Genomic DNA, 12,562 nt, shown 5'->3' with positions numbered 1-12,562 from the left:
CATCACTGCCGATAACATGTATGGGTAAGTGGGTGTCCTGGCTCACCTTTTTTACGTAAGGTTACAGGGGATGTTCCGAGCCTGGAGGGCGTGAACTGATGGGGTGGATGCCCCCTCCTGCGGGCTCGTATTGTGTCCGGGCAGCGCCGTGGTGGCGCTTTCAAGGGAGGGGCACATGCCAGATGTTCATGTCCTTGCGATCGACCTGGCCAAGCGGAGTTTCCAGGTCTGCGGCACGGATCGGGGCGGGGCGGTTCTGTTCAACCGGACGGTGTCCCGCGCGAAGCTGATCCAACTGTTGAGCGCGCAGCCGCCTTGCATCGTGGCGATGGAGGCCTGCGCAACGAGCCATTATTGGGGCCGCGTCGCTCAAGGCCTTGGACGCCACGTGCGGCTGGTTCCGCCGATCTACGTGAAGCCCTTTGTGAAGCGGCAGAAGAATGATGCCGCTGACGCGGCCGCGATCGCCGAAGCCGCGCTGCGTCCGAACATGCATTGCGTCGCGGTTTGAAAAGTCATGGCTGCATGGGAAAGCACGTACCCTCGCACGCCAGCAACCGCGAACGCGAAATGCCATATCGAAAATACGAAAGTCATGTTGAATTTCGCGTCGTCCGACTTGAGGTGGTCCCCATACAATCAAAGCCACACGCTGCGCAATTCGTTCGATCTCGCGCGCAACATGGGGCGGCGAGCGATTTCATAGTGCTATAGCGAAAACGTAGTGATCATCACTATCGGACGCGGCCCGCCAGTTTCCCCTAACGCATTGAAATCGCTGTTTGATGCGAAAGATCAAGAGCTTACGAAGCCGCTTGCTACGCACGCCTGCTACACAAGGCGGCGAAATGGCAAGGGATAGCAGGCTCTTCAAAAGAGCAGGAAAGTGGACCTTTCGCGTTCGGGTTCCGGCCGACATCCAAGGCAAAATCGGCAAGAAGGAAATCTGGAAGTCGCTCGGCGACGTTCCCCACGCTGAGGCACGCCGCTTGGCGCGTATCGAAAGCGTGAAAGCTGATGCCCTGTTTGCGAGGCTCGCGCGCCCGCATCCAAGATCGCTCTCAGCCAAATCTCCGATGCGGATCTCCAGCACTTGGCGCTGACCTATCTCCACCGGCTGGAGGCGGGGGCGGAGCCGATGCCTTTGGGTGCGTCCCTGCGGGGAGACCTTGCGTCTGAAGCCTCCGAGAAAATTATGCTCGTCGGCCAATCCCCGGAAGACGCTTCGCTGCAACGGGTTGCAACGGCGTTGGCCGAGGAGGCCCTTATCGATCTCGGCCGAGACGCCACTATCATTCCGCGGCTGGCGGAGTATGTGCAGAGGGCGCTGATCGAGCACTACTCGCGTGAGATCGATCGAGCCGACCTCGCGAAGGAGCAGGCCTACGATCCGCTTTTCGCCAACGTCGATCGCATGTCACCGCCACCGACTTCGCGCCTGACTCTTGCGCGAGCGGTCGAGCTGTACAAGGCCGAACCTGACAGGGTAGGGGTGTCTCCGAAGACCCGCGCTGCTTATGAGTTTCGGTTTGCGATGCTCCTGGAACTGCTAGGGCCTCAGAAGGCAGTCGACGAGATCAGCAGAGCGGATGTTCGGGAGGTCCGCGATCTCTTGATGAAGCTCCCGCCAAATGCGACCAAACGCTTTCCCGACATTGGCCTCCGACAGGTTGCCGAGATCGCGGACAAGAATGGCCTAGAGCCGATGTCTCCGAAGAGCGTCGGCCTCTATGTGGAGGCGCTGTCGGCGCTATTCCGCTGGCTCACCAAGGAAGAGCTGGCCCAGCGCAACCCGGCTGTTGGACTGAAGGCCCCACCACTCCCGGCCGAGACAGATCGACGCCCGTTCACGGTGGACGAGCTGAACCGCCTATTTGCGGCGCCGGCCTTCTCGTCCGCGCGAGGCAAAGGCTGGATGTACTGGCTGCCCGGCATTGCTCTCTTCACTGGCGCGCGTTTTGCCGAACTGCTCGGGCTGAAGGCTGCGGACGTGATCGAAATCGATGGCGTCTGACGTTGCCCCTCCTGGCTAATCCAGCTTTGAGTTCGTTCTGGCCCAATGAGAGGACCAGAACATGAGGCGCAGCCGGTTCACCGAGGAGCAGATCATCGGGATCCTGAAGGAGCACGAGGCCGGGGTGCCGGTCTCGGACCTGTGTCGGAAGCACGGGGTCAGCGACGCCAGCATCTACAAGTGGAAGGCCCGTTTCGGCGGGATGGACATATCAGAGGCCAAGCGGCTGCGGGCGCTGGAGGACGAGAACGCCAAGCTGAAGCGAATGCTCGCCGACGTCATGCTGGACAACGTCGCGCTGAAGGATCTCCTGGGAAAGAAGTGGTGACGCCCGCTGCCGAGCGCAAAGCTGTCGCCCATCTCGTGGAGCATCACGGGATGAGCGAACGGCGGGCGTGTAAAGCCACCGGCTTCTGCCGCATGACCATGAGATACAGAGCCAAGCGCGGGAATGACGCTTTGCTGCGTGAGCGGATGAAGGCCATCGCCCAGGAACGGCGGCGGTTCGGGTATCGCCGTCTCCACGTCCTGCTCAGGCGGGAGGGTTTCACGGTCAACCACAAGCGGCTGTTCCGGCTCTATCGTGAGGAACGGCTGATGGTGCGCCAGCGCGGTGGTCGCAAGCGGGCCATCGGAACGCGGGCGCCGATGATGATCCCGCTGCGACCGAACGAGCGCTGGTCGCTCGACTTCGTCGCCGACCAGATGACCGATGGCCGGCGCTTCCGGATGCTGGCCATCGTGGACGACTGCACTCGCGAGTGCCTGGCGCTGGTGGCGGACACGTCGCTGTCCGGGGTCAGGGTCGCTCGCGAACTCGACAGGCTTCTAGCAGAGCGCGGCCGGCCCAAGATGATCGTCAGCGACAATGGCAGCGAGTTCACCTCCAATGCCATTCTGGCCTGGACCGACGCGGCCCGGGTCGAGTGGCACTACATCGCGCCCGGCAAACCGATGCAGAATGGCTTCATCGAGAGCTTCAACGGCCGCCTGCGGGACGAGCTGTTGAACGAGACGCTGTTCTCCAGCCTGTCCCAGGCCAGGGCCGCCCTCGCCCGATGGCAGGTCGATTACAACACCGACCGGCCGCACTCGAAGCTCGGATGGCAGACGCCAAGCGCTTTCGCCTCAACGTTCCACCCGCGGCGGGATCAGACGCTCCGCAACATGAGTGGTTCCGCGTCTGCCCCCGCCGCCCAGCACGCCCGAAAGGGCAAATCCAACCGCCAGAACGAACTCAAAGCTGGATAGAAGTTGGGGGCAACGTCAATCGCCGCCATGCTGCACTACGGCCTGACGAGCGCGGATCTGTGCGACCCCGACCGCTCTTCCCGCCTGTTCGTGAACTGCGGACGGGATATGGAGATTGCGCTTGCTACGACATCGCGCGACGGGACGAAGATCGCCGAACCCGTCGAAGCCGCAACGCTCGGGACGATCCGGCACAACCAGATTGATGTCGTCATCATAGATCCGTTCGTCTCTTCCCACCGCGTGCCCGAGAACGACAATGGCGACATCGATCTTGTGGCGAAGCGATGGGCATCAATCGCGAACTCCTCCGGTGCCGCCGTCGAATTGGTGCACCACGTCCGAAAGCTCACCGGCGCGGAAGCCGCGATCGAAGAAGCCCGGGGCGGTTCGGCGCTCATGGCGGCGGCTCGATCCGGCCGGGCCTTGTCTCGCATGACCAAGCCCGAAGCCGCCCGGTTTCGGCGGCGGGGATATTGGGCGTGAGTCCTTCAGGGAAAGGAAAGGTCTCGAATACAGCTGTATTCGAATAAGTAATGTCGTTGCCCGCGCCGATCCAAGAGCATGTGGCGATATTCCAGAATTAATGAATATTAGATTTAAGTATGCCAAGAAATTCATCATCATATCGTGCAAATGCAGCAAATTTTTGATCTGGAAGTAGGCTCTAAGGTAAGAATGCGAATGTTCGATAGCTTGAAACCATTGATCGATCCCGAGCACGGCGATAGAGTGCTTCGTCATCGGTCGTCTCCTCCAAATCCGACATCGTCATGATGCCGGGAACTGAGGGGCGTGCCATTCCATGAAAGCGGCCGCGTATTTCGCCAAGGATGCAAAGTGAAGTACGCGTTCATCGCCGAGCGTCGCCTGCTATATTCGATCCGCGCCATGTGTTGGTGCCTCCGAGTCCAGTCCAGCGGCTTCTATGCCTGGCAGAAGGACCCGCTGAACAAGCGCGCAGGAAGACAAACGACAGACCGAGCTGATCCGCGCGGCATGTAGCGAGAGCGGCAAGGTCTAAGGCTATCGCTAGCGTCACAGCGATGTGGGGTGCCAATCGGCGTGGAAACCTGGGTCTGACGCAGTTTTGGTGGTGAAGAGCTAAAGGGCGCTAACCAAGCGGGCCTGGAGAAGATCGAGCTTTCCACGCCGCGGAGGCGGAGCGGTCCGGGCTGGTTTCCCGTATTGTGCCCGCTTCGGATCTGCTCGCCGAAGCCCAGGCGGTCGCCGAAGAGATTTCGGCAAAATCCCGCATCAATACGATGGCGATCAAGGAAGCCGTCAACCGTGCCTTTGAGACCTCTCTTTCGGAGGGGCTCTTGTTCGAGCGTCGGACCTTCCAAGCCCTGTTGGCAATCCTGGATCAAAAAAGAGGGAATGGCAGCCCTTGTCGAAAAGCATCCCCCTCTATTTTGCGACAGATGATACATGCCTGAATTACTTGAATCGCGCTCCGATCAGATCCAATCTATTTGATTGGAGTGCCATCTCAACTCCAGGATAGAGAATGTGTGGCGACGCGGCGAAAGTCCTTGTGGCGGCAGGACCTGCACTCGATGATATTTCGATCGCAATAGAGCACGGGCGAGACGAACCGTGCTCAGCGTGCCTGCACTGTCGCTGCTGACAGCGTTCCCGCCGAATCCGCGCGGCCATATCGCCGATGGGCGCCCGGCGCGACCCGACTGAAGCCGATGCCCGCCGCGCGCGTTCTCCACGGCGACCTCCAACGCGACAAGGGCTGCGTCAGCAACGCCATTCGCTGGAAGGTCGGAAGAGAACGGCACGATGCAGTCGGCCGCGCCCCGCCGCCAGGACCATGCCGTCGAGCGCTGGCGAAGATGCGCTGGCTGCACAGGTCCGACTGACCATCACAATCCATTGTGCGCCGCGGGAAACACGGTTGCGCCGCAATATAATACCTATCTTGACTCTTTTGTTCTGATATATGAAAAAAAGTTCATGATTGTGAAACAAGCAGAAAGCCTCCTTTCCATCCTGGAGCTGTTCGCGGCGGTGCGCCGTCCGCGCACTCTGTCGCAGATCAGCGAGGCGTTGAGCCTCCCGAAATCCTCCACCTTCAACCTGCTGGCGACGCTGGAGGCGAAGGGCCTGATCCACGAAATGCGGGCGTGGGGCGGCTATTATCCGACGCGGCGCCTGCTGGTTCTGGCGCAGGATATCGCCAGCAACGATCCGTTCGTGGACCGCGTGCGCCCCGAACTGGTGCGGCTCCAGGAGCAGACCGGCGAGACGGTGCTCCTCGCCCACCGGGTGGATGCGGAGATCGTCTATCTGGAGGTGGTCGCGAGCCAGCACCCGGTGCGCTACTTCGCGCAGGTGAGCGACCGCCGTCCGCTCCAGGTGACCTCGGCAGGCAAAGCCATTCTCAGCCTCTACACGCCGGCCGAGCGCGCGCGCCTGTACGACACCATCGCCTTCACGAAATTCCGCGACGCGACACTGCCCGACGCCGCCGCGGTGGAGGCCGACGTGGTCGCCTCGGCACAGCGGGGCTGGTTCGAGAACCTGTCCGAATACACGCCTGACGTGCTCGGCGTCGGCGTGCCGATGGTGCTGGACGGAGAGCGCTTCGCAGTTTCCGTGGCAGGACCCAATTTCCGCCTGCTCGACCGCCGGGCGGAGATCGCGGCCTGCGCGCACGAGGCGGTCGGCCGCATCCAATCGCTGTTCGAAAAGGGAGCCGACACCCGATGATCCGCCGCATCTCCCTCGCGCTCGCCCGCTACGAGGCGGCGCTCCTGGCGCTCGGCGCCATCTGCCTGTTCGCCATGATGGTCATCGTCTTCGTCGACGTGGCCATGCGCTATCTTTTCAACAGTCCGCTCGGCTTCTCCTACGATCTCATCTCGCTCTATTTGATGGTGGGCGTGTTCTTCTTCGCGCTCTCCGACACGCTGCGCCACGACGAACACGTGCGCGTGGACATCCTCTATCTGCGCATGCCGGAGGGTGTGCGACGCCTGTGCGACCGCATCTCCTACGGGTTGAGCGCCGTCCTGTTCGCCGTCGTGCTGTGGACCGGCCTGCTGCGGGCGGTCCACAGCACCGCACAGGGCGAGGTGATGGCGACGCTCATCCCGTGGCCGATCTGGGTGGCCTACTGGATCGTGCCTGTCGGCACCGCGCCCATCGTGCTCCTGTGCCTGCTGCGTTTCATCACTCCGCCCGGGAAAGCCCAGCACCCGGCCTGAGCGCCGCGCCCGACGAAACGAAGATCAAAAAATGGCCTCCAGGGAGACGTCATGACATCCTTAGCGATCATCGGCCTGCTGTTCGCGCTGCTCGCCATCGGCATGCCGGTCGGCTTCGCCATGGCGGTGTCGGGCGCACTCGGCCTGCTCGCCACCGCCGGCGTGGCGGCGACCGTCGGCGTGCTGGAGACCACGCCCTTCTCGGTGACCAATTCCTACGAGCTGATCGCTATTCCCATGTTCATCCTCATGGCCGAGCTGGTGGTGGCGAGCGGCGTCGCCGACGGGCTGTTCCACGCCCTGGCGGTCTGGATCGGGCGGGTGAAGGGCGGGCTTGCGGTCGCGACGGCCCTCGCCGGCGCCGGGTTTGGCGCCATCTCCGGGTCGAGCACCGCCTCGGCCGCGGCGCTGTCCGCCACCTCCATCCCGGCCATGCTGCGGGCCGGCTACGAGCCGCGCTTCTCTTGCGGCGTGGTGGCCATCTCCGGCACGCTCGCCATGCTGATCCCGCCCTCGATCGCGCTGGTGCTCTACGGCATCATCGCCGAGGTCTCGATCGCCGACCTTCTGATCGGCGGCGTGATCCCCGGCATCCTCGTCACCCTGGCCATCATCGCCACGGTCTATGCGCTGCTCTGGCACGATCCTTCGCTGGCTCCCGCGGGACGCTCCTATTCCTGGAAGGAGAAGCTCGTCGTCCTGAAGCAGGTCGGGCCCATGCTGCTCCTGCTCTTCCTCGTCACCGGGGTGATCTATGTGGGCATCGCCACGCCCACCGAGGCGTCTGCACTCGGGGCGTTCGGGGCGCTGGTGCTCACGGCGGCGGTGGGCAAGCTCAGCTACCCGACGCTGCGCCACGTGCTCGCCCGCTCGGCGCGTGCGACCTGCATGATCCTGATGATCGTCATCGGCGCGCACATCTTCGGCTTCTTCCTGACCCTCAGCCAGGTCACGCAGATGACCGTTTCCTTCATCACCAGCCTCGACGTGTCGCCCTACGTGATCATGGCGATGATCGTGCTCGTCTACATCATCCTCGGCTGCTTCATGGACCAACTGGCGATCCTGATCCTGACCGTTCCCATCGTGGTGCCGGCCATCACCGCGCTCGGCTTCGATCCGGTGTGGTTCGGCGTGGTGGTGGTGGTGACGGCGGAGGTAGGCATGGTGACGCCGCCGCTGGGCCTCAACGTGTTCGTCGTCGCGCGCTACAGCGGACGCCCGCTGGAGGAGATCTTCGCCGGCATCGCGCCGCACGTGGTCGCGCACCTGCTCGTCATCGCCGCGCTCATCGCCTGGCCGGGCCTCGTGCTCTGGCTGCCGAGCACCATGAACTAAAGCCATAAAAGGAGGAGAGCTTGTCCGAACCCGCCCGCAACTACCTGGTGCGCGAAGCCGACGTGTGCACCTACTCGCCCGCCAACCATTCTGGAACCGTCAACCGCCGGCTCATCAGCCGCGAGACGGTGGGGGCGCAGCAGCTCGAAGTGGTGCTTGGCACCATCGAGAAGGGCCACGGCGCCCAGCCGCACCATCACGTCGGCATAGAGCAGGTCTGCTACATCCTCGCCGGTTCCGCGCGCGCCGAGGTGGACGGGCAGGTGCTGGAGATGGGGCCGGGAGACAGCTGTTTTTTTCCCGCAGGCATGGAGCACGTGTTCATCGCCACCAGCGAGGAGCCGGTGCGCGTGCTGGTGATCTACGCCCCGCCATACGCCGAGAAGGTCTGACCAACGACCCCGCCCAATCTCAAGGAGGATCACCCCATGACCACTCTTTCCAAGCGCCTCGGCCTCGCCGCCGGTGCCGCCGCCTTCGCCCTCGCTGCGCTGCCGGCCTCCGCCGCCGATGTGACGCTTAAGCTCGCCGACTCCCTGCCGGCGGGCCATTCCATCACCAAGAACGCCACCCATTTCTTCTTCGACCGCGTGAAGGAACTTTCGGGCGGCAAGGTGGACTTCCAACACTTCCCGGCCGAGCAGCTCGGTAAGGCCAAGGATCTGCTGTCCGTCACCCAGTCCGGCCTCGCCGACATCGGCTACGTCGTGCCGAGCTATGCCTCGGAGAAGATGCCGCTCGGCGCCGTGGCGGAACTGCCCGGCGGCTTCACTTCCTCCTGCGAGGGCGCCAAGGCGTTCTGGGCGCTGGCCAAACCCGGCGGCCTGCTCGACACCCTGGAATTCAAGCCCAACGGCGTGCGGGTGCTCTATGTGGTGGCGCTCTCGCCCTACCAGGCGGTGTTCTCCGAGAAGGCCGGCTTCAAGGGCTTCGAGGATTTCAAGGGCCGCAAGATCCGCTCCAATCCTGGCCCCATGGAGCTCGGCCTGCGCAATCTCGGCGCGGTGCCGATCCGCATGACGCCGCCGGAAATTTTCGACGCCATGACCAAGGGGACGATCGACGGCGCGCTGCTGCCCTTCACCTCCACCTTCTCCTACAGCCTTGACAAAGTGGTGAAGTCGGCCACCGTCGGCCAGAACTTCGGCACGGTCGGTATCACCTACTCGATCAATCTCAGCAAGTGGAACGCGCTGCCCAAGGACGTGCAGGACGCGCTCACCAAGGCCGGCGATGAGACCGTCTCGCACGCCTGCGGCAAGTTCGACACCGAGGAGGGCGAGCTGGCCAAGCGCCTCGAGAAGGAGGGCGCCCTGCTGGTGAAGTTCACGCCGGACCAGGAGAAGGTGCTCCAGCAGAATTTCGAGGAAGTCTCGAAGGATTGGGCCGCCAACCTCCAGAAGCGCGGCAAGCCGGCGGACCAGGTGCTCGCCGCCTTCCGCACCGCCATCGCCGCCCAGCGCTAAGCCCGTCGCGGGACGGGCGGCAGGGTCCGTCCGTCCCGCCCCCTTCGATCGAACGCCGAGGAGCCGACCCATGGCTGGCCTCTATTTCGAAGAGTTCGTGGAGGGCAGGGTGATCGCCCATGCGATCACCCGCACCGTCACCGAATACGACAACATGATGTTCAGCTGCCTGACCATGAACCCCCAGCCGCTGCACATCGACCGGCACTTCGCCGCCAAGACCGAGTTCGGCCAGCCGCTGGTGAACAGCTTGTTCACGCTTGGTCTTATGATCGGCATCACGGTCGCCGACACCACGCTCGGCACCACCATCGCCAATCTCGGCATGAGCGACGTGCGCTTCCCCAAGCCCGTGTTCCAGGGCGACACGATCCGCGTGGAAACCACGGTGGTCTCGAAGCGCGAGAGCCGCTCGCGGCCCGATGCCGGGCTGGTGGAGTTCGAACACAAGGCGTTCAACCAGGGCGGCGTCGAGGTGGCGATCTGCCGCCGCCAGGCGTTCATGCGGCGCCGGCCAGCCGGTGAGAGCCTGACCAGAGCGAGCCAGCCCGGATCGACCCATGTCGCTTGATCTGAGGCGCGTACCGCGCTCCTATCTGTTCGTGCCGGGCGACGCGCCGGAGAAGATGGCTAAGGCGCTCGCCGGCGCCGCCGACGCGGTCATCCTCGACCTGGAGGATTCCGTTGCTCCCGAGCGCAAGGATGCGGCGGTGGGGATGGTGGCCGACCTGCTGGCGGCGCACGCCGCGCGCGGGGAGGACGCCGGGCCGCAGCTTTTCGTGCGGCTCAATGGTACAGAGCCTGCGCGCGCGTTGAGCGAGCTCGCGGCGCTGCCCCTCGCGCCGCTCACCGGGATCGTCTGGCCGAAGCTCGCCGCCATCGCCCAGCTCGCGCCGGTCGCCAGCTTCCTCGACGCACTGGAGACCCGGGACAGGATCGCGCCTGGCCATGTGGGGATCGTCGGCATCATCACCGAGACCGCTGCCGCCCTTCTCGCGGGCGCCGACCTCGGTCGGGGCCACCCGCGCCTCACCGGCTATACCTGGGGCATGGAGGACCTGTCCGCTGAACTGGGGCGCGCGCCGCTCCCCGGACGCACCGATGCGCAGCGGACACTCGCCAGCCACGTACAGCTCTTCTGCCTTCTGACGGCCACCGCAGCCGGCATCACCCCAATCGATGCGGTGGATGCGAACTTCCGCGATCTGCCTGCGCTGGAAGGCGATACCCGCCGGGCCGCCGAGCTCGGCTTCCGCTCCCGAATGGCGATCCATCCGGCGCAGATCGCGCCCATCCATGCCGGCCTCGCGCCGGACGAAGCCACCCTCGACTGGGCGCGCCGCGTGCTTGCGCTCGCCGCGGACAATCCCGGCGCCTCCGCCTTCAAGCTTGACGGACGCATGGTGGACCGGCCGCACATCAAGACCGCCCAGGCCATCCTCTCTCGGATCAAGGTGCCATGACCCCGCTGCTTTCCGGCATTCGCGTTGTCGACATCACCTCCATTGTGCTCGGGCCCTTCGCGGGGCAGGTGCTGGCCGATCTCGGCGCCGAGGTCATCAAGGTGGAACCGCTCGAGGGCGAACTCGCCCGCTCGGTCCATCCGGTCTCGCCGGACGGCATGAGCGCCATGTTCGCCAACAACAACCGCAACAAGAAGAGCCTCGCGCTCAACCTCAAATCCGAGTCGGGCAAGGCGGTCCTGCGCCGGCTGGTCGCCTCCGCCAACGTGCTGCTGCACAACATGCGCGTGGACGCCATCACCCGCCTTGGCTTCGGCTTCGAAGCCGTGAAGGCGATTAATCCGCGCATCATCTACTGCTCCGCCATCGGCTTCGGCCAGGATGGCCCCTATCGCGACCGGCCGGCCTATGACGACGTGATCCAGGCGGCGAGCGGCCTCGCCATGCTCCCCGCCCATGTGGGCGGCACCCCCGCCTACGTGCCGAGCGTGGTGGCCGACAAGGTGGCCGCGCTCTATGCGGTCTATGGCGTACTCGCCGCCGTCTCCGCCCAGGCGCGCGGCCTGATCGAGGCGGTTGACGTGGAGGTGCCCATGTTCGAAAGCCTGGTGGGCTTCCTGCTCAACGAGCATCTGGCGGCCGCATCCTTCGCGCCCGAGCCGAAGGGGGCGGGCTATCACCGCCTGTTCTCGCCCGACCGCAAGCCCTACCGGACTAAGGACGGCTGGGTGGCCGCGCTGCCTTATACCGGCGACCAGTGGCGCCGGCTGCTCCATGAAATCGGCCGGCAGGACGTGGCCGCCGAGCCCTGGTTCCAGGACGCCGGCGAGCGCAGCCGGCGGGTGGGCGAGCTCTATGCCGTGCTTGGCGCCGCGGTGGTGGAGCGCAGTACGGCGGACTGGCTGGAGGCGTTCGCGCGCCTCGACATTCCCTATTCCAAGGTCAATGACCTGGACGACCTGCTCACCGATCCGCACCTGGCTGCCGTGGGTTTCTTCGCCCCAGGTCCCCAGGCGGCGGCCGGCGCCACCCGCGCCCTGCGCCAGCCGGTGGTGTTCCGCGGCGCGGAGACGGTGCCGGACCGGCCGGCGGTCCGTATCGGCGCCGATACGCGCGCGGTGCTCGACGGTCTCGGCTACAGTGCGGCGGAAATCACCGCCCTTCAGGACGAGGGTGCAGTGGGACGCGCGCGGGAGACCGACCATGTCTGACGCAGCCGATTCGCTCTGGCCCAAGATCGGCACCGGCTTCCACTTCGAGGATCTGACGCTCGGCATGCGGTTCCGCAGCGCCGGGCGCACCATCCTGGAATCCGATCTTTCAGCCTTCTGCAATCTCACCTGGCTCACCGAGGAGCTGTTCACCAACGCCGCGCACCGCGACGGGATGGCGCTGCCCTCCGCCGTGGTGCCGGGCTCGCTGGTCTATGCCTTCGCCGAAGGGCTGATGCTCCCCATGATGCAGGACACCGGGCTCGCCTTCCTTGAGGCGGACGTGAAGGTGAAGGGGCCGACCGTGGTGGGCGACACCATCACCGTCTATTGCGAGGTGGTGGAGGCGCGCCTCACCTCCCGCGGCGACCGCGGCCTGGTGCGCACCCTCAATTGCGTGCGCCGCGCCGACGGCAAGGAAGTGCTCACCTACAATCCCTTGCGCATGATCAAGGTACGCAGCTGACCGAGCCTTGCGCCCAAAAGGGGCCCGTGCCAACGCGCCATGGCGGTTCTGGAAGCCGCCCCGCCCCGGCACCGGGCCGGGGCGGACGCCGAGCAACTCGTGCACGCCATCGCAGCGGAGATCGCGGTCATCGGG

The 12,562-nt window shown here is 64.7% G+C and carries 14 protein-coding genes and 2 pseudogenes; all 16 read left to right on the top strand.

Annotated features, from left to right (window positions below):
- Positions 1-175: 175 nt before the first annotated feature.
- Positions 176-508, top strand: a pseudogene (locus D7006_RS23370) (IS110 family transposase); the annotation flags it as partial.
- A gap of 277 nt (positions 509-785) precedes the next feature.
- Entirely contained in the window at positions 786-1,103 is a 318-nt protein-coding gene (locus D7006_RS25465) for a DUF6538 domain-containing protein (RefSeq protein ID WP_371744993.1), read from the top strand.
- Positions 1,094-2,014 carry a hypothetical protein gene (locus D7006_RS23365; protein ID WP_237354761.1) on the top strand — a complete coding sequence of 307 codons (921 nt, stop codon included), beginning with the start codon at positions 1,094-1,096 and terminating at the stop codon, positions 2,012-2,014. Before D7006_RS25465 ends, D7006_RS23365 begins: the two co-directional genes overlap by 10 nt.
- A 61-nt stretch (positions 2,015-2,075) precedes the next feature.
- Positions 2,076-3,265 (top strand): IS3 family transposase gene (locus D7006_RS23360; RefSeq protein ID WP_237354760.1). Its coding sequence is split into 2 segments (ribosomal slippage): positions 2,076-2,325 and positions 2,325-3,265, totalling 1,191 coding nucleotides; the frame shifts between segments, so codons are not numbered across the junction.
- 27 nt (positions 3,266-3,292) lie between these two features.
- The gene (locus tag D7006_RS23355) at positions 3,293-3,751 is read left to right on the top strand and encodes an AAA family ATPase (protein ID WP_237354759.1); all 459 of its coding nucleotides are present in this window, start codon (positions 3,293-3,295) and stop codon (positions 3,749-3,751) included.
- Between the two features lie 321 nt (positions 3,752-4,072).
- Positions 4,073-4,286: pseudogene (locus tag D7006_RS23350) on the top strand (IS3 family transposase); the annotation flags it as partial.
- 169 nt (positions 4,287-4,455) lie between these two features.
- Complete coding sequence (locus D7006_RS23345; protein WP_371744992.1) at positions 4,456-4,704, top strand: hypothetical protein; 249 nt, start codon at positions 4,456-4,458, stop codon at positions 4,702-4,704.
- A 526-nt stretch (positions 4,705-5,230) separates the two neighbouring features.
- A complete protein-coding gene (locus D7006_RS23340) occupies positions 5,231-5,986 on the top strand; it encodes an IclR family transcriptional regulator (protein ID WP_237354758.1) in 756 nt (251 codons plus the stop codon).
- Positions 5,983-6,483, top strand: coding sequence for a TRAP transporter small permease (locus tag D7006_RS23335; RefSeq protein WP_237354757.1), 501 nt, complete (start codon positions 5,983-5,985; stop codon positions 6,481-6,483). Before D7006_RS23340 ends, D7006_RS23335 begins: the two co-directional genes overlap by 4 nt.
- Positions 6,484-6,534: 51 nt before the next feature.
- Positions 6,535-7,821, top strand: coding sequence for a TRAP transporter large permease (locus D7006_RS23330; protein ID WP_237354756.1), 1,287 nt, complete (start codon positions 6,535-6,537; stop codon positions 7,819-7,821).
- 20 nt (positions 7,822-7,841) lie between these two features.
- Positions 7,842-8,213 (top strand): cupin domain-containing protein, encoded by a 372-nt coding sequence (locus tag D7006_RS23325; protein ID WP_237354755.1) that lies wholly within the window; start codon positions 7,842-7,844, stop codon positions 8,211-8,213.
- A gap of 36 nt (positions 8,214-8,249) precedes the next feature.
- On the top strand, positions 8,250-9,287 hold the full coding sequence (gene dctP, locus D7006_RS23320; protein WP_237354754.1) for a TRAP transporter substrate-binding protein DctP: 1,038 nt from the start codon (positions 8,250-8,252) through the stop codon (positions 9,285-9,287).
- 70 nt (positions 9,288-9,357) lie between these two features.
- Positions 9,358-9,858 carry a MaoC family dehydratase gene (locus tag D7006_RS23315; RefSeq protein WP_237354753.1) on the top strand — a complete coding sequence of 167 codons (501 nt, stop codon included), beginning with the start codon at positions 9,358-9,360 and terminating at the stop codon, positions 9,856-9,858.
- The gene (locus D7006_RS23310) at positions 9,848-10,750 is read left to right on the top strand and encodes a CoA ester lyase (RefSeq protein ID WP_237354752.1); all 903 of its coding nucleotides are present in this window, start codon (positions 9,848-9,850) and stop codon (positions 10,748-10,750) included. The genes D7006_RS23315 and D7006_RS23310 overlap by 11 nt, the downstream gene beginning before the upstream one ends.
- Positions 10,747-11,961 (top strand): CaiB/BaiF CoA-transferase family protein, encoded by a 1,215-nt coding sequence (locus D7006_RS23305; protein WP_237354751.1) that lies wholly within the window; start codon positions 10,747-10,749, stop codon positions 11,959-11,961. The genes D7006_RS23310 and D7006_RS23305 overlap by 4 nt, the downstream gene beginning before the upstream one ends.
- Complete coding sequence (locus tag D7006_RS23300) at positions 11,954-12,427, top strand: acyl dehydratase (protein ID WP_237354750.1); 474 nt, start codon at positions 11,954-11,956, stop codon at positions 12,425-12,427. Before D7006_RS23305 ends, D7006_RS23300 begins: the two co-directional genes overlap by 8 nt.
- The last annotated feature ends 135 nt before the right edge of the window (positions 12,428-12,562 follow it).

This window comes from Xanthobacter sp. YC-JY1, from assembly GCF_021730305.1.
Classification (GTDB): Bacteria; Pseudomonadota; Alphaproteobacteria; order Rhizobiales; family Xanthobacteraceae; genus Xanthobacter; species Xanthobacter flavus.
The sequence above is the reverse complement of the archived record's forward strand: the minus strand, read 5'-3'. Positions and strand labels throughout refer to the sequence as shown.